We start from the raw sequence: 18963 nt of genomic DNA, 5'->3' as shown, positions 1-18963 counted from the left end.
ACGACAGCGGGTCGGCGCCACGAGATGGCAGTCCCGCGACGCCCTGGTGCACGCTGACCGCAGTTCGCGGATCGAGATCAATTCCGTCTCGGGTAACCGTTCGTCACGTCGATCATCGCGGGCCAGCTACAGGAACTCGGTGCTGCGTTGGTGCCTGCGGTTCACGCTGCCTTCCGGGTGGCGGGAAGCTCCGCGAGTACCTCGGCCGGCGTGCGGTCGCGAGGCCCGCGGTTGTATGGGAGCGCGGACAGGAACGACGCCATTGTGCAGCTGTCTGTGAGCGCGGAGACGGTGAGTCCGGCCCCGATTCCGCCGGCGAGCAGACGTGCCCTCGGCGCACGCAGTCCCGCGGTCAGCCCTGCGAGCACGAGCGTTCCGGCGACGAGACGGACCTGGCGCTCCAGCGCCCACCGGGCGCGGCCACGCACAACGTCCCCGCCGACACCGGAGTACGCGGAGATGCCGCCGGTGAGGATATGCACGCGCTCGGATCCGACCCCGGCGAGACGCTGGTGAGCCTGCGCGGCCCGCGTCCCGGACTGGCAGACGAGGACGACTTGCCGGTCGAAGTGAGCGGCGAGCTGCTCGGTGTGCTCATTGACCATGTCCAGCGGCACGTTGTAGGAACCGCGGATGTGCACGGTCTCGAACTCCGTGGGGCTTCGCACGTCGATGACGGTCACGGTGTCGGGATCGCCGAGCCAGTCGCGAACGGTGCGTGCGTCGACGTGGCGGGGGCTGGCGTGGGCCACAGGGGCGTCCTCGTCGGTAGGGGTCGTGGGATGGATGGTCGCTGAGCCGGCCGCCGCGGTCGGGCCCGGGTCGGCGAGATGGCCGAGTCGAGGCGCACTCACGGGCGGACGTTGACGGTGGCCATCATTCCGGCGTCCTCGTGGTCGAGGATGTGGCAGTGGTAGACGCTGCGCCCGGAATACGTGGTGAACGGGATGCGGAGCCGGACCCAGCCGCGGGCCGGGACGAGCACGACGTCCTGCGGCACCCCGGTCGGTGGGGTGGCGTCGCTGGACTCGAGCACGGTGAACGGCCAGACGTGCAGGTGGAACGGGTGCGCGAGCGGGCCGGGATTGGTGATCGTCCATTCCTCGGTGGAGCCCAGGGCGATGGTCTGGTCGTCGCGCTTGGGATCGAAGGCGCGGCCGTCGATGGTGAAGGCCATCCCGCCTGCGCCCATGCCCATCTGGAAGGTGATCTGCCGCCGCCCGGTCACCGGCCCTGGGGCGGGCGCCTCGGCGAGCAGTGCGGTGGGCAGCGGCGGTGCGGTGACCGGCGCCCCGGCGGTGACCATGGTGGCGAGGGTGACGGGCCCGCTGCTCGCGGCGGCGCCGCCCATCATCGCGCCCATGCCACCACGGTCGACGGCGTCGGCGATCAGCGGGTAGCGGCCGGTGCCGGTGGGGCGGACGATCACGTCGGCCCGGTTGCCCGGGGCGAGCATCACCCGGTCCGCGTCGACCGGGGCGGGCAGGAACGTGCCGTCCTGGGCGACCCGGACGAGCTGGTGCCCGTCGAGGCGGATGCTCAGTACCCGCGACACACAGCCGTTGACGACCCGCCAGCGCTGCGTCCCGCCGGGAACGGCGGGGATGACGGGCTGGTGCTGGCCGTTGACCAGGACCAGCTCGCCTTGGCGGCCCATCGCCCGGTCCATCGCGCTCACCTCGACCAGCCCGCCGTCACCGTCGAGGGTGGTGTCGGTGACCAGCAGCACCCGGTCCTCGACCACCGCCAGGTCGGGGTCGGCGCCCGCCGGGGCGACCAGCAGCGCACCGGCGAGCCCGCCGAAGATCTGATCGGCCACCATGCCGTGGTGGTGCGGGTGGTACCAGAAGGTGCCGGCCGGGTGATCCTCCGGGATCCGGTAGAGGTAGTCGAACGAGGTGCCGGGGTCGACCCGCAGGAACGGGTTGTCGCTGTTGCCCTCTGGGGACACCCGCAGCCCGTGGGTGTGCAGGTTGGTGGGCTCGTCGAGCCGGTTGGTCAGGCGCACCGCGAGCTCGTCACCGGGGTGCACCCGCAGCGTCGGCCCGGGTGCGGTGCCGTTGAAACCCAGGCCCTGGGTGTCCCGACCGGCCAGCCGCACCCCCGCCGCGGCGGTGAGCTCGACCTGCAGCCGCCCGCCCGCACTGTCCAGGACCTGCGGTTGGCGCAGCTCTGCGCCGGTGTCGGCGGGCCGCAGCCGGCTGCCCGTACCGGAGCCGATCCAGCCCGTCGCACCGGTGGCGACGGCGGCGGCGCCGAGCCCGCCCAGGACGATCGCGCGGCGCCGGCTGATCGGTGCCGGGGTCACGCCAGCTCGTCGCGGCGCTTGCGGTACTCGTCGTCGTCGATCTCGCCGCGGGCGTAGCGCTCGTCGAGGATCTGCCGTGCCGAGGTCGGCCCCGCCGCCGCGGCGGTGTCCGCGCCGGGTCGGCGGTTCTGGGTGAGCCGGTAGGCGAGGTAGCCCAGCAGCACCAGGCCGATCAGCACCAGTACCGGCCAGATCCAGAACCATCCCATCATCGAGCCGTCCATCATGGTCGTTCCACTCCCGTCGTCTCGTCGTGCCTGTTTTGGTCTGCGGGTCAGTCGCTGGTGAGTGCGTCGAGTGCGGCCCGGATGCGTACCCCGGCCTCGTCCGCGACGGGGCGCAGGTCTTCGCGTTCGGGGATGGTGACCATGACCTGCGGGTCCAGGGCGGAGACGATGCTGCGGTCGTCGCCGTCGGCGCGGACCACGACGTTGCAGGGCAGCAGCAGCCCGATCTGCCGGTCGACGTCGAGGGCGCGGTGGGCGAGCTGGGGGTTGCAGGCGCCCAGGATGACGTAGGGCTCCATGTCGTGGTCGAGCTTCTCCTTGAGGGTGGCGCGGGCGTCGATCTCGGTGAGCACCCCGAACCCCTGCTCGGCCAGGGCCGCCTTGACCGCGGGGACCGCCTGGTCGTAGGGCAGATCCAGGGTGATCGTCATGCTGTAGTCCATTGCGAATGCTCCATTCGTCAAGTTGTCGGTCGTGTGTGTGTCAGCCGCTGCTCAGTGCGGCCGGGGCGAGCAGCGCGGCGGCGGCGACGCCGACCGCGACGGCCAGGATCAGGTAGGCGAACCCGCGCCGCAGCGCCGCGGCCGGGAGCTGGTTCGCCACGCGCCCGGCGGCCAGCGACGCGAGCAGGGCGGCGCCGGCGAACACGGCGATCACGCCGTAGTCCACGCTCGCGGCGTCGGCGGCGTGCGCGGACAGCCCGGCCAGCGAGGTGATCGTGACGATCACCAGCGAGGTGGCGATGGCCTCTGCGGCGCTCAGCCCGAGCAGCAGGGTCAGGGCGGGAACGATGAGGAAACCGCCCCCCACCCCGAACAGCCCGGTCAGCACCCCGACCCCGGCGCCGGCGGCGAGCGCCTTGGGCAGGCAGCTGCGCCAGTCGACCCGCCCGTCGCGGATCCGACACGCGCCGCCGGTCGCCTCCTCGGGGTTGCCGCGCAGCATCCGGGCCGCGACGACGACCATCAGCACCGAGAACGCCACCAGCAGCCACCGGTCGGCGATCAGGCGGCCGAGCGCGGCCCCCGCGAACGCGGTGGGAATGCCCGCCGCGCCGAACACCAGCGCTACCGGCCACCGGATCATGCCGGACCGCAACCTCGCTGCCACGCCGCCGGCCGCCGACACGGACACCACCAGCAGCGACCCGAACACCGCGGCCGCCACCGGTTGGCCGACCCCGTAGACCAGGGCCGGGACGGCCAGGATCGAGCCACCCGCACCGAGCAGCCCCAGCGCGGCGCCGATGACCAGGCCGAACACGCCGGCGAGGATCACCGTGCCCGCCTTGGGCCACGGGTCCGGGACCTGCTCACGAGGTGGGTGTCAGCGGGACACCGGCATCCGCGGCGTCGTCGAACATGTCGTCGATGACCACCACCGTCCGCCCGGCGCGGGCCAGCAGCGACGCGGCCGCGGTGGCGCGGTAGCCGCTGCCGCAGTGCACCCACACCGCGCCGTCGGGCACCTCGGCGAGCCGGGCGTCCAGCTCGGGCAGCGGGACGTGCACCGCGCCGCGGACGTGCGAGGCGGCCCACTCGGTGCCCAGCCGGACGTCGAGGACCACCTGAGCGGGCGGCAGGTCCGCGACCCGCCGACCGGACAGCTCCGCGGCCAGGTCGGCGAAACTCGCGCTCGGCAACCCAGCCAGCTGGGCCGCGTCGGCCAGGTCCCCGGGCTCACCGGTGGCGGCGGCCACGACGTGGTCGACGCCGATACGGACCAGCTCACGCTGGGCCTGCGCGACCTGCGCGCGGTCCTCACCGAGCAGGGTGATCGGTGCGTCGTGGGGGGCCATCCAGCCCAGCCAGGTCGCCATCGGCCCGTCCAGGCCGAGGCTCACCGTTCCGGTGAGGTGCGAGTCGAGGTAGGCCTTGCGGTGGCGCAGGTCGACCACCCACTCCCCGTCGGCCAGGCGGCGCGCCAGCTCGGCCGGGTCGGCGATGGTCGGCGGGCGCAGGTCGACCGGCGCCGGTCCGGCGGTGTTGAGCGCGCCCATGTGCGCGTAGTAGGCGGGGTAGGCACCCAACCCGGCCAGCGTGTGGCGGACGAACTCGTCGCGGGCCAACCGCAACACGGGATTGACCTCCTTCTCGTGCCCGACCGTGGAGTCGTTGCCCGAGGCGGGGCTGGCGGTGCAGAAGCTGCCGAACCCGTGGGTCGGCCACACCTGCGCCCCGTCGGGCAACACGTCGGCCATCGACGCGGCCGAAGCATGCTGGGCCCGAGCCAGCGCCTCCGCGTGCTCGTCACCCAGCAGGTCGGTACGCCCGGTGGTGCCGTAGAGCAGCGACCCGCCGGTGAACACCCCCTGCGGCCCGTCCGGGCCCTCCAGCACGTAGGACAGGTGATGGAAGGTGTGCCCCGGGGTGGCCAGCACCCGCAGCCGCAGCCGCGGCGAGGCCTCCAGCACGTCACCGTCGACCACGCCGGTGCGGGCGAACGCCAGATCGTCGCGCGCCGACATCACATAGGCCGCGCCGGTGAGGCGGGCGAGCTCCAGCCCGCCGGAGACGTAGTCGTTGTGCACGTGGGTCTCCACGACGTGCGAGATCCGCACCCCGAGCCGCCCGGCCAGGGCCAGGACCCGGTCCACGTCTCGCTGCGGGTCGACCACCACCGCCACCTCCCCGTCGGTGGCCAGGTAGCTGCGGTCACCCAGCGAGGACGTTTCGATCACGTTGACGTCGATCACGACAGATCTCCTTCGTTTCGTCGGTTCGATCGGACTGGCGGGGCGCTCATCGGGCCCCGGTGTCCACCGGGCGCCCGGAGCTGATCCAGCCGGCGGTCCCGCCGGCCACCGACACCGGCTGCGCGCCGGCAGCGGCCAGCGCCTGCGCCGCCTGGGCGCTGCGACCCCCGGACTGACAGATCACGTACAACTCCTGCCCGGCATAGCGGCCCGGATCGGTGATCACCCGCTCCAGCGGCATGTTCACCGCCCCAGGTACGTGGCCCGACACGAACTCCTCATGGGAGCGCACATCCACCACGGCCATGTCCTCACGACGTCCCGCCGCGAACTGCTCCACGTCCATCTCGCGCATCGACACGATGCAACACCTCCTGGTCACGGATACCCGGTGGGGTATCCAGGAAACACACTTCTGCCTTGGCTGCTACCCACGGCTACGCCACGGGAGGTCGGGGCTCGCGGATCAGGCCAGCGACAGGAACAGCTTCTCCAGCTCGTCCTCGGTCATCGGCGGCTGCTCACCCCGGTCCCGGGCCGCCTGGCAGTGCCGCATCCCACTCGCGACGATCTTGAAACCCGCCCGGTCCAGAGCACGGGAGACCGCGGCCAGCTGGGTCAGCACCTCCGCGCAGTCCCCACCCCCCTCGATCGCCCGGATCACGCCGGCCAGTTGGCCCTGCGCGCGTCGCAACCGGACCAGAGCGTCGCCCACCAGGGCGGGAGTCATCTCCATGTCGCCACCTCCACTCTCACCAACATACCCCCGGGTGTATCTGTTCCGGGTCGCACCTCGTGCGTGCGCGGTTGGGGGTGTGTGTCGGGAAATGACCGTCTGTCGACGATCATGAACCGCTCCGAGGATCCGCAGGTTGTGATCTTCAGTAGTAGATGGCGGGGTGCTGTTGGAGCTAGTTGGCGCACTTAGCCGCGTTCGTGGTGCCGGCGCTCTGGCGAGAGGTTCGCGACGGCACAGCGTCCGAAGGCGGTCGTTTCATGACGTCATGGGTGTGAGCCGGGCGCGGCTCCCGGGCCGTTCGCCAGGGCTGTGGCGTTCTGCGAGCGGGTCGTGGTCCAGCCGATGCCGGCGGCGAGCAGCAACAGGGCGCCGCCGAGGTAGTAGACGGCCTGGATGCCGATCGCGGCGGCGAGTAGCCCGCCGACGAGCAGGGAGATGAGCCGGCCGAGCTGCCAGAACGCGTCGAAGGTGGCGAAGATCCGGCCGCGGGTGTGTTCGGGTGTGTGGGCTTGGAGTAGGGAGTTGAAGGTGACCGCGCCGCTGGAGGTGCCCATTCCGTACACGGCGAGCGCGACCAGCGCGATAGGGAGCGCGGTGAACGTCGCCAGCACAAGGTCGACCAGGCCGCGCAGGACGTAGGGGCTGAATACGAATAGCGGCCGCCGTGGATCATCGACCAGCCGGGTCAGCAGGAACGGCCCGAGCACGGCGCCGAGTCCGATCGCGCCGAGCAGTAGCCCGTAGCCGCTGGGTGCGAGGTGTAGGTGGTCGCGGGCCAGCACCACCAGCAGGGCGCTGGTCGCGCCGGCAGACAATGCCGCGAGCAGTTGTCCGGCGCCGAGTGCTCGCAGGAGCCGATCCCCGGCGAGCAGGCGAAACCCGGTGAGGACGTCGGCGAAGAACCCGCGCCGCTGGGTCGGGCGCGGCTGGGTGGGTAGCCGCAGACCGGTGAGCAGGGCGGCGCTTAGGGCGAAGCTGGCGGCGTTGATGCCGAACGCGGGACCGGCACCGAACGCGGTGTAGAGGATTCCGGCGAGTGGGGCGAGCGCGATCTGGGCCAGCACCGCCGCGGTCCAGATGCCGCTGTTTGCGGCCACCAGCTCCGCGTCCTTGACGAGCGTGGGCAGCGCGCTGTTGGCGGCGGGGTTGAACAGCACCGCGCCGAGCGAGAGCCCGAACGCGATCACGTAGACGGCGGCGATGTTGTTCCCGAGCAGGATCAGCGCGGCGGCCAACCCGGCACGCCACAGGTCCGCGGCGATCATCACCGCGACCCGCGGTAGCCGGTCAATCAGCGTCCCGGCCAGCGGGGCGAGCAGCAGCACCGGCAGGATCTCGGCGAACACGACCGCGCTGACCCCGAGCGCCGAGCCGGTCAGGTCGTAGACCAGCAGCGCGAGCGCCACGGTGGCGAACACGTCCCCGCACTGTGATGCGGTGCGCGCCGACCACAGCCGTCGGTAGGCGGGCGCGGCGAACACCGTGCCCAGCCCGACTCGGGCAGGGCCGGTCATGCGGTGCGGGCGCCGTGCGGGCCGTGAGGCGATGCCCGGGCAGGGGCTACGCGGAGCCGGCGCGTGTGCGGTGGCCGGCCGGGAAGACCCAGCGCAGGGTGCTCAGGCCGGGTTTGTTGCACCAGCAGTCCGGGGCGCAGTCGCAGGTGACCGCGCCCATGGCCTCGACGAATCGTCCGATCACCGCGAACAGCAGGTACACCGCCGCCGCGCCTAGCAGGACTCGCCTCATCGGTGCAGGGTAGCGCTGGGCCGTACCTTGTCCACCTGCTCAACACCGGGTGCTCACGGCAGGTCAGCGGGGTGGACGGTGCCGAGGAGTCGTCCGTCGGGGTCGGTGACGATCGCATAGCTCAGGTCCTTGTTCTCCAGCCGAGAGCGCACCTCGGCCGCGGGTTCGTGCGGACGCAGCGTGGACGGCCCGGGCTCCATCACCTCGACCGCCGCCGTGGCGGGGTCGAGGGAGGCGAGGGTGGTGCGGTGGAGCCGGCCGAGCAGGATTCCCTCCGTGCTGGTCACGAGCGCGACGCCGGGCGCGGTGTGGGCGATCCGGGCGCGGACCTCGCCCACGGTGTCCTCGGGCCCCGCGGTAGCGACGTCGTGGCGCAGGTGCCGGCCGATGGTCGCGGTGTCGACCCCGGTCCCCTCGACGGGCAGGTTGCGGGCGAGCCAGTCGACCTTGCCGGGCAGGTAGTCGTGGACCTGGGTGAAACCGAGCGCGGAGAGCCGGCACGCGGCTCGCGGGCTCATGTCTCAAAGCCCGTCCCAGCAGTAGACGATCACGGGGCGCTGCGGGTCGAGGTCCGCGGTGGTGGCGGCGTCGAGGGTCTTGAGCGGGATGTTGAGCGCGCCGGGCAGGTGCATCTCGGCGTACTCCTGAGCGGGTAGCACCTCGACCAGCTGCGCACCGCCGTCGAGTAGCCGGCGCAGCTCCGGGAAGTCGATCGAACTCATCTGCTGTGCCCCTCGGTGGTCGGGCCGTCGGTCGTGTCGGGACGCAGCAGGGCCAGGACCCACTCGTCCGGCGGGGTGCCGCGCAGCCCGTCGGGGCCGGTGTAGAGGCGGCAGCTGAGCCCGTAGTCGCGGCGGGCGGCGGCGCCGGGGTCGACGTCGTGGCCGTCGATGCGGATGGTCGGTGAGCCGAGGAACCGCTCGCGCTGGGCCTGCTCGGGATCGGCGACCAGGCGCACCAGGACCGGTTCGGTCACGCCGGCGGCGGCCGCCAGCTGGCGCAGTCGGGGCAGGTAGTCGGTGGCGTTCGGGCAGCCCTCGGTGTGCAGCATCTCCACCGACACGCGCTGCGTTGTCGCGGCCGGGGCCTCCGCCCTGGGGTGCCCGGTCTCCGCCCTCGGGTGCACCGCCTGGGGGGTCGGGTCGAGAAGGTGGGCGAAGGACCGCCGGGCGGTCTCGACGGCCTGGGCCTGGTCGAGCACGACACCGGTCAGCCCGGGCCGGGTCCGTAGGTGGTCCTCGGCGCGCCGGCGGCTGGTGTGGAAGGTGATCGTCGGGCACAGACAGTCGGCGGCCGCGCCGCAGCCACTGCTCTGCTGCGCGAGCAGAACCGCGGTGTCCTCGGGTGCCCACCGCCAGTCCTGGCCGCGACGCTCGACCCGGACCGGGTGCCCGCCGCCGGGGTCGGCCGAGGTGATCACCCCGTTCCGGCCGGTCATCAGCGGGATACCCAACGCGTCGATCGCGCACATCGCGTGCAGCACCGGCCCGCCCGCACCGCCGGCGCTGTCGGCGCTGTCGAGTTGCACGGTGTGCCCGGTCGGGCGCCCGGAGAACGGATAGGCCACCAGCACGCGTCCATCGGCGCCCAGGTGCACCACGTCGAGGTCGGCGAGCTGTCCGAACGCGTCGTCCCGGTCCACCCCACCGCTCACCGCGAGGTCGTCGCGGTAGGGCGGCTGCCCCGTGGACAGGAACGCCCGCAGCACCTCGCGGTGTAGCAGCCGCACCGGTGTAGGCAAGCCGGTGAGCCGGGCGCCGAGGCCTGCCTGCCCGGTGTCGCACAGCGACTCGACGCGCAGCGGTTGCCCCGGGTTCGGAAGTGTCATGACCGGGCCCCCGGATCGCCGTCCTTCGGATCGGGGTCGGCGCTGATCTCGGCGAGGATCGGGCACTCCCGCCGGTCCCGCGGCTGCGCGCACGTCTGCACCAGACGGGCCAGCGCCGCTCGCATCCCTTGCAGGTCCGCGATCCGCGCGTCCAGATCGGCGATCTTGTCGGTCGCCAGCGCCCGGGTCGCCTCGCACCCTTCGGGGCCGCCATCGGCGAGCTCGAGCAGGGACTCGACGTCGTCGAGGGCGAACCCGAGGTCTTGGGCCCGCTTGATGAACTGCACGATCTGCACGGCCTGCGGGCCGTAGGCCCGGTATCCCGCCGGTGACCGCGCCGGCTCGGGTAGCAACCCGCGCCGCTCGTAATACCGCAGGGTCTGTGGGTTCACCCGCGCCCGCGCGGCCATCTCGCTCGTCCTCACGCCACCAGGATGAACCCTGTACCCACGTACAAGGTCAAGCCATGTCGCGGACCCGACCAATGACGCCGCCGAACGGCTGGACCGGTCGGGTCATCGCGGCGCAGGTCGCGGCCGGCGGTAGCGGCGCAGCGCCCGGATGAGCACCGGGGCTCCGACGGCGGCCGGGAGGAACCACAGCGCCAGGACCGGGAGCTGGTTCCACAGCGGCAGCCGCGGCCCGTTGTCGACGTAGAACGCGGTGAGCATGATCATGTAGGCGGTGCTCATGCCGGTGATGTGAACCGCGAGCCGGGCCGGGCGCAGAAGCCGCACCGCGGCGAGACCCGTAGCGGCCGCGCCGAGGGCGAACACGCCGAGCACGGCCAGATGCCACCGATGGGCCCAATCCACCGCAGCCAGGACGGGCGCGGTCAGACCCAGCCCGGCCAGAGCGGTGAGATAGAACCGGCCGAAACGCCGGTGCCGACGGCTGCCCTTGCGGGTCAGCATCGCCCCTGCCCCGCAGGCCACCGCGACGACGCCGCATCCGACATGCACGGCCACCGTCCCGGCCAGGGCGGCCGCAAGGTCCACGGTCGACCTCCCACGCAGTAGTGTTGCTATAGGTAGTGACGCTACCCCTGTTGGGCAGGGCGACGCTTCGATCTGCTGGCGGGATACCGCAAAGGAGTAGCGTTGCTAGGTATGCGGGCGGAGGCGTTGAAAGGGCACTTGGACGGGCTGCTGCTCGCCGCCCTGGAGCCGGGGCCGCTGCACGGATACGGCGTGATCGAGCAGCTGCGGACCGGCAGCGACGGTCAGATCGATCTGCCGACCGGCACCGTGTACCCGGCCCTGCACCGGTTGGAGCGGGCCGGGCTGGTGCGCAGCCAGTGGTCACACACCTCAGGGCGTCGCCGGCGCAGCTACGAGCTCACCGCAGCCGGGATCGCGGCACTGGACACGACCCGCGCGGGCTGGGCGGAGTTCTCCTCCGCGGTGTCAGCGCTGCTGGCGAGGCAGTCATGGCCGGCGGCGACGTAGCCGAGCGCACGGTCGAGGACTACCTCGACGCGGTGGCGAGCCGCCTGGTCGGGCCGCGGGCGACGCGCGCCGCGATCCTCGACGAGTTGCGCGACGGCCTGCAGGACGCGATCGAGACCCGGGTCCGATGCGGCGCGCACCGGGGGGTGGCGGTTGGCGCGGCGGTGGCCGAGTTCGGTGCACCCGAGGTGATCGCGCGCGGGTTCGCAGGGGAACTCGCCGGCTCCCGGGCCCGTCGCACCGTCGCCGCCTACCTGGGCACCGGGCCACTGGTCGGGCTGCTGTGGCCGGCCTGATCGGTGGACAGCAGCGCGGCCCGGATCGCCGCCGGCGAAGCTCCCGGCATGAACACCGCCCGCGCCGAGCGGCGCCGCAGCGAACGCGACCGTGGGGAGCGGGATTGGGAGGCGCGGGATCGGGACCTGCAGCGGCTGGGCCGCACCGACCTGCTCAACCTGCACCGCGACTTCGAGTACTGGAACCCGCCCGACCCGGCAACCACGCCGCCGCCGTCCGTCGACGTCGACGTCGACGAGGAGTCGTCCCGCGCCGCCCAGCCAGCGGGCGATCCCGCGCAGTCGTCTCGAACGGAGGGTGGGCGGTGATGAGTGTGCGGCACTTCCTGGACATCGACGGGGCGGCCACGCTGCCCACCGAGGAACTGAGCCTGGTCGATCAGTCGGTGGCCGATCTGGTGCGGACCCAGGCGATGGGCGCGGTGCACGGCCCGGCTGGGCTGGGCAAGACCTTCGCCGTGGAGCGGGCGCTGGCGCGGCGGGTCGGTGAGGTGGCGGCGTGCTGGGTGTCGTTCCCGTCGCGGCCCACGATGCGGCTGGTCGCGGCCACCCTGCTGGAGGAGCTGACCCGGGTGCCGGTCACGGGCCGGCGCGACCGGTTTGCGCTGACCGCCGAGCTGCTCGAGGAGTTGGCTGATCACCGCGGCCGGGACCCGCGGGAACGGTTGCTGGTGGTCGATGAGGCGCAGCAGCTCAACCGGGAGTGCATCGAGTTCCTGCGCTATCTGCACGATCACCGGCTGACCCGGTTCGCGTTGCTGCTGGTCGGTGGGGACGGGGCGTGGAAGGTGTTGGCCCGGGAGCCGATGCTGCGCTCGCGGATCTACCGCCGCGTGGTGTTCCGGGAGCTGACCGGTGAGCAGGTGTGCGCGCTGATGCCCCGGTTCCACCCGGTCTACGCCGAGGTCGCGGCCGAGACGTTGCTGTTCGTCGATGACCACTTCGCGCACGGCAACCTGCGTGACTGGGCGGCGTTCACCGCCACCGCGGTCGAGCTGTGCCGGGCCGGCGGGCGGGACCGGATCGACGAGGCGATCGCGCGCAACGCGTTCGCCCTGCACGGCGGCACCCGCGCCGGCGCCGCCACCCGCTGATGACCTCACCGACCAGCGCTGCGGCCACCAGCAGCGGCCTGTCGGCGGCCGTGGGGGTGCTGGTCGATCCGGACGACACCGGCGAGTGCGTGGCCGAGCTGGGCGCCCGTCACGACCCGGACCACGGCGTGGTGGTGTGTCATCCGCGCTCCGGTGCGGCGCCGTTGCCGGTGCTGGGTGAGGACGTGCTGGTCGCGCTCGGGAAGCGTCCCGGCGGCCTCGTGGCGGAGGGGGTGAGCCGGCGGGGGTGGGCGCTGGCCGGGATGTGGCTGCGCGCGGAACGGATCGAGCATCTGGTCGTGCTGCGGGCGCACCTGCTGCCGCCGTCGCGGTGGCGGGAGCTGGCCGCGCTCACCGCGGCCGCGGGCACCAAGTTGTGGCTGGTCGTGCACCAGGGCGGGCTCGGCACCGGGCACCGCGCCGCTCTCGACGGCACCGGCGCGGGCCTGGCGCCGGTCCGTCCGTGGCGGGTGGCGCTGGCGCTGCTACCGACCCCAGCGGAGCCGGTGCTCGGCCCGTTCCCTGAGGTGCCCGATGTGGAGTTCCCGCTGTTCCGCACCGCGGCGCGGCGGCTGCTCGACCCGGCCGGGTTCGCCCGCGTCGACGCGGTCTACCGGCCCACCCTGCTGGCCGCGCGGGACCTCGCGCGCCGCTGGACCCGACCCGGCACCGGGCTGGCATCGATCGACCCGCACCACGCAGCCGCGGCGCTGCAACGCCACACCATCGACGCCACCAGCCTCGACGAGGTCCTCACCCGGGTCCGGGCGGTGCAGGCCGGGTTCTGCACCGCAGGGGTGTTCCTGAAGCTCCCGCGCCGGCGACCCGGGTTGCCCGCCGCGGGGGTCAGCTACGCGCCCCGGCTGGACCCGGTCACCGTGGAGCGGTTGCGCGGGTTGTGCTCCCCCACCGCGGCCGCCGCGCTCGCCATCGCGAGGGTGACCGGGCTGCGCTCCGCCGCGCTGCGGTCGCTGCGCGTGCGCGACGTGCACGACACCGGGCCCGACCAGCTCCTGATCGCTGAGCGGACGCTCTACCGGATCCCCGCCCCCGTCGCCGGGATGGTCCGGGCGGCGATCCTCGAACACCACGCCCAGCGCGTCGCCCACGACGACCCCGCCACTTCGTCGGAGACCGGCGCAGGTGGGGCCGGGCTGTTCGTCGGGACCGAGCCGGGGACGGTGATCGGGGAACAGGCGTTGCAGAACGTCCTCGACCGCGGCGCGGCCTACACCGGCGTCCCGGCGCTGGGGCCGGTGTTCCGCGGCGTCGAGGTCCACGACCTGCGCGGTAGGTGGGCGTGACCCGGGCGCCGCGCCGACCCCGAGCCACGGCGGGCCGCCGCCCGGTGCGGCGGCTGGTCATCAACTGGGAGGTGGTGGAGCAGCGGCGGATCGCGGCCGGGCTGACCCATGCCCAGCTCGCCGAGCGGGTCGGGGTGGCCGCGGTGACCGGCCCGGTCCGGCTCTGGCAGGACGGCGGCCACGACGCCGTGCCGCTGGGGCTGCTGGAGCGGCTGTGCCAGGTCCTGGACCTGCACCCGGTGGAGCTGTTCCGCGCCCCCCAGCGCGCCGCCCAACGCAACGCCCTGGCCGAGCCCGAGGTGGCGGCCGACGCTCAGGTGCTGGAAGCCGCGCTGGCCACCCTCCCACGGCCAGCGGCGGCCGGACAGCAGACGGCGGCGGTCAGCCGGGCCGGGCTGGCCGACGTGCTCGGGTGGCCGCTGCCCCGGCTGGCCGCGGCCATCGCCGACCTCGACGACACGTTGGCCGACCGCGGTGTCCGCCTCGACGTGGACGTCGTCGCCGACGGCCGCGCGGTGCACGGCGTGGCGCCGCGGCCCGGGCTGCTCACCACGGCCCAGCGTGAGGCGCTGCACCGGCTCACCTATGCCGATGAGGCCCTCGACGTCGACATTGTCCGCGTGCTCTACGCAGCCGCCGACCCCGACATCCGCTGCTCCGAGCGCCACCGCACCATCAGCGCGGACGCAGCCGTCCGGCTCCAGCAGCTCGGACTCGTCCGCCGTCGACACCGAGCCCGCGACCTCGAACTCACCGACGACGCCCGATACGCCCTCCTGCTGGACCGCCAGCACCCACTCTCGTCTACGTGACGCCAGCACTCTCATTCCGCTGACGCATCTGTGGAACGACGGCTGAACGGCAGTCCGGCCGGCGCCACGCAAAATGACACTGCTTGTAGGTGTTCGGTCGGCCAGCTACCCGCTCCTGCATGGGAACCGCGGGGTGCGTTCGATCTGCAGAAGGTGGTGGGGGCGATCCGTGCTGGGGACGTTGCGCACCTCCATCGGAGATGTTTCGAGCCCGCCCTCGTGAGCGGTGGCGCCGGACGTCGGGGCAACAGCACGGCGGTGGGCAGCAGGGCCGAGGGTGCAAAGCAGGAGCAAGCTTATCGGGGGGCGGCATCCTCGTGGGCAGGTCCGGCGGGGGTTAGCACGCGGTCGAGCAGGTCGGTGACCGGGTGGGGGGCCGACCGGTACAGGACGGTGTGCCCGTCACGCGCGGTGCGCACCATGTCGTGCACGCGCAGCAGGCGGAGCGAGTGGGACACCGTGGTGGCCTTGAGCCCGCTCGCCGCGGCGAGATCCGAGACCGAGATCGGACCGTCGCGGGCGATCAGGACGAGCAGCATGAGACGGCTGGGATCGCCGAGCACGGCGAACCAGGCCGCCCAGCCGACGACCTGTCGGGGATGGCTCACCCGGCGCACTCCTCGTTCGCGGCGCATTCCTCGTTCGCGGAAGCGGCGTTCCCCGTCGCGGCGGCCAGGCCGACACGACGGGGGAACGAGCCCTGGACTATCCAGCGGCGGCATCGACTGTGCTGCTGGAGCGCCGCCGCGACCGGCCATCGATCAACGCACCGAACACGAGCCCGACTACGGTCCACAGCACGAGCTGACCGCCGATCGCCGCCACCCGGAAGTCGTAGAACACGGTGGCCGGGAAGTCGGTCGGGGTCTCGGCGACCGTCGGCAGGAGGAACCCGACGATCCCCACCGCGCCAAGATAGGCAGCGGCCGCGACCAGGGTGGCGTTCCATGAACCCATCCGCACGGCGAGGCTGCGGCCCAGCATCACCGCACCGACGGCGAGCAGCACCGACGCGATGATCAGCACCAGGAAGGGTCCGGCGCGCTGCCCGACCGTGGTGTCGAGCGTCGAGGCGGGCGGGTTGGCCGGGTACTTGATGAACGGGACGAGAGCCACGGCGACGAACCCGATCCCCGCGATCACCGCCGCGGTCGCCCGCGCGCTGAGCCGTCCGACTCGCCCGACCACCGAGGCGTACACCAGCGACAGGATGCCACCGACCACCACGCCGTAGATCAGTGCGGCGGTGGCCAGCCCGAGGGTGGCTTGGATCCCGCGGCTGACCAGCGGCTCCTCGGTGGAGGCCTCGCCCGCCGCGGTGGCGACCTGGTCCTCGTAGCCGATGGCCGCCTCGACGGGAGGTTCCCCGAACAGATAGGCGAACAGGAAGTAGGCCAGACCGGCGACCAGCCCGGCGATCATGCCCCGGATCAGCAGGGTCCTCACCATGATGGGTGTCCTGGCCGTCAGTGGCAGGGGAAGCCGAGGAGGTGGCGCCCGTCGTGCACGAACTCGTGCAGCATGCTGCCCGAGATCAGCGACGTGGCGCCCTGGTCCAGGCCCACCAGATACAGCAGCGAGAGCAGGATGACCCCGGCGAACACCGCCCACGGGAGGAGCTGGTTCAGGGGGATGGTCACCGGGGTGGACGCGGGCAGTGCCGCCGCCTGAGCCATGATCGGATCTCCTTGTCGGGGAGGCTGCCGTCCACGCACTTCCGGGACGGCGCCTTCTCTCATCTGAACAGATATTCAGATGAGAAGTGTGGGTGCGGGCCGGATCGGTGTCAAGGGCCGTCAGGACGCTTCGGAGGGGTTGATGAGCAGCAGGATCACACTGGTGTCCCATTCGTCGACTTCGGCCACCAACTCCGCCGCGTTCGCCTCGGACGAGCCGCTCGACGCCCGGGGGGCGGGCTGGGTCGAGCAGGCCCGCGGGCGGCTGCCCCGGGCGGTCCGGGTCCTGACCTCGCCGGCGCCGGCGTGCTGCCAGACCGCCGATGGGCTGGGGTTCTCGGCCGTGATCGAACCGGCGCTGGCCGACTGGGACCTCGGACGGTGGCGGGGCCGGACGCTTGACGAGGTCGCTGCTGCGGAGCCGCACGCCGTGACGGCGTGGTTGTCTGAGCCCGACGCGGCGCCGCACGGCGGCGAGTCGCGCGTGCAGCTGCTGGCCCGCGTGGCCGACTGGCTCGACACGGTGCCCGACGATGGTCACACGGTGGCGGTCACCCATTCGGCTGTCGTGCGGTCTGCGGTGCTCGTCGCGATCGGCGCCCCGCTCTCGGCGTTCTGGCGCATCGACATCGCCCCCCTGACCGCCACCCAGCTTCGGGGATCGCCTGGTCGGTGGACACTGCGATCCACCGCCGCGCCACTCGTCTCGCGACAGGACTAGACCGATTTGCGGGGCCGGGCCGGCCTGTTGCTCGAACCGCTCGTGGTGGTCAGTGGCCCGGGCGCGGGCTGCCCGGGCTGGGGGTGGTGCTGTAGCGCTCCTCGATCCGGCCGAACTTCCAGATCGCCAACGCGACGAGCCAGGTGATCACGAACAGGGCGACGACGGTGTAGCCGACGTAGTTCAGGTCGAGGGTGCCGATGGCGGCCAGTGGGCCGGTGTCGATGCCGAGCTTCTCCGTGAGCAGCCCGATCAGCACGATGACCCCGACGACCAGTGCGACGACGACGGAGAGCACGGTGACGGTCAGGTTGTAGAAGACCTTCCGGACGGGTTTGAGGAATGCCCAGCCGTAGGCGCGGGCCATGAAGATGCCGTCGGCGGTGTCGAACAGGCTCATCCCGGCGGCGAAGAGCACCGGCAGGACGAGGATGGCGTACCAGGGCAGGGTGAGCGCGGCGGAGCCGGCGGCGAGCACGAGCAGGGCGACCTGGGTGGCGGTGTCGAAGCCCAGTCCCATGAGCAGTCCGACCGGGTACATGTGCCAGGGCTTGCTCACCCGGCGCATCACCCGGCCGAGCAGCCGGGCCAGGAAGCCGCGGTTGTGCAGCTGGCGCTCCAGCTCGGCCTCGTCGAGCTCGCCGGTGCGCATCTGGCGGAACACCCGGGCGATGCCGATCACGGCGAACAGGTTCATCAGCCCGATCAGGATCAGGAACACCCCGGCCACGATGGTGCCGATCAGCCCGAGGGTCTGCTGGAGCTGGGAGTTCTCGTCCTGGACCGGGCCGACGAGCACGCTGACCCCCAGCGCCAGTAGCAGCGAGAGCCCGAACACCACGCTGGAGTGGCCCAGGGAGAACCAGAAGCCCACCCCAAGGCCGGGCTTGCCCTCGCCGACCAGCTTGCGGGTGGTGTTGTCGATCGCGGCGATGTGGTCGGCGTCGAAGGCGTGGCGCACCCCGAGCAGGAACGCAGTGAACCCCAGTCCGACTCCGAACACCCCGGTGCTGCCCAGTGCCAGGTTCTGCGGGGCGATCACCAGGACCAGCACCCCCCAGCCCACGACGTTGAGCAGCAGGACGAACCCGACCATGCCAAGGATGGACAATTTGTCGGCCCGGTCCCACCGGGCGGCGGCGCGTGTAGTGGCCACGGGGGGCGAGAGCACGTCACTCATGCGGGTAACTATCCGACACAAACTGGTCGTTGCATAGATGCGGCGATAAGCCGCGTGACGCGGTGTTCCGCAACCTTGGTTGTGGGACACCACCGCCCGCCCCGCTCCCCCGCCAGCAACGGCGCTGGTCGCGCCGTCCCGAATGTCAGGTCCGCCGCCGCGTGTCGCGGCGCAGCTACGAGGCTGATCATCGGTACGGTCCGGGTGTGGATCTGGGCTATGCGCGGGTCTCGACCGCGAAGCAGGACCTCGACCGGCAGCTGCACGCGCTCGCCGAGGTCGGGATCGCGCCCGAGCGGACGTTCGTGGACAAGAAGTCCGGCTCGACCACCGACCGGCCCGGGCTGCGCGCGCTGCTCGGGTACGCCCGCGACGGCGACGTGATCGTGGTGCACACCCTCGACCGGCTCGGCCGCACCGTCCGCGACACCCTGAACATGATCCACGAGCTGACCGAGCGCGGGGTCGGGGTGCGCAACCTGGCCGACCCGATCTTGGTGGACTCCTCCCGCCCGGAGGACCCGATGGCGCAGCTGGCGGTGGTGTTGTTGGCGTTGTTCGGGCAGATGGAACGCACCTACATGCTGGAGCGGGCTGCGCACGCCCGCGCGGTCGCCACGGCGAAGGGGCGCCGGACCGGGCGGCCGTCGGTGGTGGACCCGCACAAGCTGAACTACGCGGTGCACCTGCGCGAGGCCGGGGACACGATCGCGGAGATCGTGGCCAAGACCGGGATCGCGCGCACCACGCTGTATCGGCACCTGCCACCGCGGCCGGCGACGTCGCTGACCGCGGCGGGCACTCCCGGCGCGCCGGAGCGGGAGGAGTAGCCGCCTATGTCCGCGGTCGCGCGCCGAGGCTCTCCCACGGGTGGAGGGTGTCCCGGGTG

Annotated in this window: 27 protein-coding genes; 8 read left to right on the top strand and 19 right to left on the bottom strand. The window is 72.5% G+C overall.

All coding sequences use genetic code 11. The features are described from left to right. Window positions 1-161 precede the first annotated feature (161 nt). From ATL51_RS00850 to ATL51_RS00785, 15 genes are all read right to left on the bottom strand, one after another. Window positions 162-752: a rhodanese-like domain-containing protein gene (locus ATL51_RS00850; RefSeq protein WP_100877283.1), complete on the bottom strand. Its 591-nt coding sequence runs from the start codon at window positions 750-752 to the stop codon at window positions 162-164. Between the two features lie 98 nt (window positions 753-850). Next, window positions 851-2308, bottom strand: coding sequence for a multicopper oxidase family protein (locus tag ATL51_RS00845; protein ID WP_100877282.1), 1458 nt, complete (start codon window positions 2306-2308; stop codon window positions 851-853). Continuing rightward, a complete protein-coding gene (locus ATL51_RS00840; protein WP_322789638.1) occupies window positions 2305-2532 on the bottom strand; it encodes an SHOCT domain-containing protein in 228 nt (75 codons plus the stop codon). The genes ATL51_RS00845 and ATL51_RS00840 overlap by 4 nt, the downstream gene beginning before the upstream one ends. Before the next feature lie 50 nt (window positions 2533-2582). Further along, window positions 2583-2978 carry a DUF302 domain-containing protein gene (locus ATL51_RS00835; protein ID WP_100877280.1) on the bottom strand — a complete coding sequence of 132 codons (396 nt, stop codon included), beginning with the start codon at window positions 2976-2978 and terminating at the stop codon, window positions 2583-2585. Window positions 2979-3018: 40 nt separating this feature from the next. Further along, complete coding sequence (locus tag ATL51_RS00830) at window positions 3019-3813, bottom strand: sulfite exporter TauE/SafE family protein (protein WP_100877279.1); 795 nt, start codon at window positions 3811-3813, stop codon at window positions 3019-3021. Between the two features lie 34 nt (window positions 3814-3847). Then, the gene (locus ATL51_RS00825) at window positions 3848-5230 is read right to left on the bottom strand and encodes an MBL fold metallo-hydrolase (RefSeq protein WP_100877278.1); all 1383 of its coding nucleotides are present in this window, start codon (window positions 5228-5230) and stop codon (window positions 3848-3850) included. Window positions 5231-5276: 46 nt separating this feature from the next. Next, the gene (locus ATL51_RS00820) at window positions 5277-5585 is read right to left on the bottom strand and encodes a rhodanese-like domain-containing protein (protein ID WP_253067048.1); all 309 of its coding nucleotides are present in this window, start codon (window positions 5583-5585) and stop codon (window positions 5277-5279) included. Between the two features lie 111 nt (window positions 5586-5696). After that, entirely contained in the window at window positions 5697-5966 is a 270-nt protein-coding gene (locus ATL51_RS00815; RefSeq protein WP_098960089.1) for a metal-sensitive transcriptional regulator, read from the bottom strand. Window positions 5967-6232: 266 nt separating this feature from the next. Next, a complete protein-coding gene (locus ATL51_RS00810) occupies window positions 6233-7483 on the bottom strand; it encodes an MFS transporter (protein WP_100877276.1) in 1251 nt (416 codons plus the stop codon). A 46-nt stretch (window positions 7484-7529) separates the two neighbouring features. Beyond that, window positions 7530-7715, bottom strand: a complete 186-nt coding sequence (locus ATL51_RS27870; RefSeq protein ID WP_157818157.1) for a hypothetical protein — start codon at window positions 7713-7715, stop codon at window positions 7530-7532. Between the two features lie 53 nt (window positions 7716-7768). Next, window positions 7769-8233, bottom strand: a complete 465-nt coding sequence (locus ATL51_RS00805) for a CBS domain-containing protein (protein WP_100877275.1) — start codon at window positions 8231-8233, stop codon at window positions 7769-7771. A gap of 3 nt (window positions 8234-8236) precedes the next feature. Then, window positions 8237-8437: a rhodanese-like domain-containing protein gene (locus tag ATL51_RS00800; RefSeq protein ID WP_100877274.1), complete on the bottom strand. Its 201-nt coding sequence runs from the start codon at window positions 8435-8437 to the stop codon at window positions 8237-8239. Further along, entirely contained in the window at window positions 8434-9543 is a 1110-nt protein-coding gene (locus tag ATL51_RS00795) for an alkylmercury lyase family protein (RefSeq protein WP_100877273.1), read from the bottom strand. The genes ATL51_RS00800 and ATL51_RS00795 overlap by 4 nt, the downstream gene beginning before the upstream one ends. Continuing rightward, the gene (locus ATL51_RS00790) at window positions 9540-9968 is read right to left on the bottom strand and encodes a MerR family DNA-binding protein (protein ID WP_100877272.1); all 429 of its coding nucleotides are present in this window, start codon (window positions 9966-9968) and stop codon (window positions 9540-9542) included. The genes ATL51_RS00795 and ATL51_RS00790 overlap by 4 nt, the downstream gene beginning before the upstream one ends. A 90-nt stretch (window positions 9969-10058) precedes the next feature. Then, complete coding sequence (locus ATL51_RS00785) at window positions 10059-10541, bottom strand: DUF2306 domain-containing protein (protein WP_208622873.1); 483 nt, start codon at window positions 10539-10541, stop codon at window positions 10059-10061. A 111-nt stretch (window positions 10542-10652) separates the two neighbouring features. On the opposite strand from ATL51_RS00785, the gene ATL51_RS00780 reads away from it, so the two are divergent. From ATL51_RS00780 to ATL51_RS00755, 6 genes are read left to right on the top strand one after another with little or no spacing between them, the layout of a single operon-like run. Continuing rightward, window positions 10653-10991 carry a PadR family transcriptional regulator gene (locus ATL51_RS00780; protein WP_100877271.1) on the top strand — a complete coding sequence of 113 codons (339 nt, stop codon included), beginning with the start codon at window positions 10653-10655 and terminating at the stop codon, window positions 10989-10991. Further along, window positions 10973-11287 carry a permease prefix domain 1-containing protein gene (locus ATL51_RS00775; protein WP_100877270.1) on the top strand — a complete coding sequence of 105 codons (315 nt, stop codon included), beginning with the start codon at window positions 10973-10975 and terminating at the stop codon, window positions 11285-11287. Before ATL51_RS00780 ends, ATL51_RS00775 begins: the two co-directional genes overlap by 19 nt. A 48-nt stretch (window positions 11288-11335) precedes the next feature. Next, window positions 11336-11596 carry a hypothetical protein gene (locus ATL51_RS00770; protein ID WP_157818156.1) on the top strand — a complete coding sequence of 87 codons (261 nt, stop codon included), beginning with the start codon at window positions 11336-11338 and terminating at the stop codon, window positions 11594-11596. After that, a complete protein-coding gene (locus tag ATL51_RS00765; RefSeq protein WP_100877268.1) occupies window positions 11596-12381 on the top strand; it encodes an ATP-binding protein in 786 nt (261 codons plus the stop codon). The genes ATL51_RS00770 and ATL51_RS00765 overlap by 1 nt, the downstream gene beginning before the upstream one ends. Then, window positions 12381-13685, top strand: a complete 1305-nt coding sequence (locus tag ATL51_RS00760; RefSeq protein WP_157818155.1) for a hypothetical protein — start codon at window positions 12381-12383, stop codon at window positions 13683-13685. The genes ATL51_RS00765 and ATL51_RS00760 overlap by 1 nt, the downstream gene beginning before the upstream one ends. Further along, window positions 13682-14497 (top strand): helix-turn-helix domain-containing protein, encoded by an 816-nt coding sequence (locus tag ATL51_RS00755; protein ID WP_157818154.1) that lies wholly within the window; start codon window positions 13682-13684, stop codon window positions 14495-14497. Before ATL51_RS00760 ends, ATL51_RS00755 begins: the two co-directional genes overlap by 4 nt. Window positions 14498-14793: 296 nt before the next feature. On the opposite strand, the gene ATL51_RS00750 is transcribed toward ATL51_RS00755, so the two are convergent. From ATL51_RS00750 to ATL51_RS00740, 3 genes are all read right to left on the bottom strand, one after another. Continuing rightward, entirely contained in the window at window positions 14794-15105 is a 312-nt protein-coding gene (locus tag ATL51_RS00750) for an ArsR/SmtB family transcription factor (RefSeq protein ID WP_208622872.1), read from the bottom strand. A 97-nt stretch (window positions 15106-15202) separates the two neighbouring features. Then, window positions 15203-15946: a CbtA family protein gene (locus ATL51_RS00745; RefSeq protein WP_100877264.1), complete on the bottom strand. Its 744-nt coding sequence runs from the start codon at window positions 15944-15946 to the stop codon at window positions 15203-15205. A 17-nt stretch (window positions 15947-15963) separates the two neighbouring features. Beyond that, the gene (locus ATL51_RS00740; RefSeq protein ID WP_100877263.1) at window positions 15964-16173 is read right to left on the bottom strand and encodes a CbtB domain-containing protein; all 210 of its coding nucleotides are present in this window, start codon (window positions 16171-16173) and stop codon (window positions 15964-15966) included. A 142-nt stretch (window positions 16174-16315) separates the two neighbouring features. Between ATL51_RS00740 and ATL51_RS00735 the strand changes: the two genes are divergently transcribed. Then, on the top strand, window positions 16316-16894 hold the full coding sequence (locus ATL51_RS00735; RefSeq protein ID WP_100877378.1) for a histidine phosphatase family protein: 579 nt from the start codon (window positions 16316-16318) through the stop codon (window positions 16892-16894). 49 nt (window positions 16895-16943) lie between these two features. On the opposite strand, the gene ATL51_RS00730 is transcribed toward ATL51_RS00735, so the two are convergent. Beyond that, window positions 16944-18074 carry a Nickel transporter NicT gene (locus ATL51_RS00730; RefSeq protein WP_208622871.1) on the bottom strand — a complete coding sequence of 377 codons (1131 nt, stop codon included), beginning with the start codon at window positions 18072-18074 and terminating at the stop codon, window positions 16944-16946. Between the two features lie 206 nt (window positions 18075-18280). Here ATL51_RS00730 and ATL51_RS00725 point away from each other — a divergent pair, with 206 nt between their 5' ends. Then, the gene (locus ATL51_RS00725) at window positions 18281-18904 is read left to right on the top strand and encodes a recombinase family protein (RefSeq protein WP_100877261.1); all 624 of its coding nucleotides are present in this window, start codon (window positions 18281-18283) and stop codon (window positions 18902-18904) included. Window positions 18905-18963: the final 59 nt, after the last annotated feature.

The organism is Pseudonocardia alni, from assembly GCF_002813375.1.
Classification (GTDB): domain Bacteria; phylum Actinomycetota; class Actinomycetes; order Mycobacteriales; family Pseudonocardiaceae; genus Pseudonocardia; species Pseudonocardia alni.
Note: the sequence above shows the minus strand (reverse complement) of the source record. Positions and strands in the feature narration are given on the sequence as shown.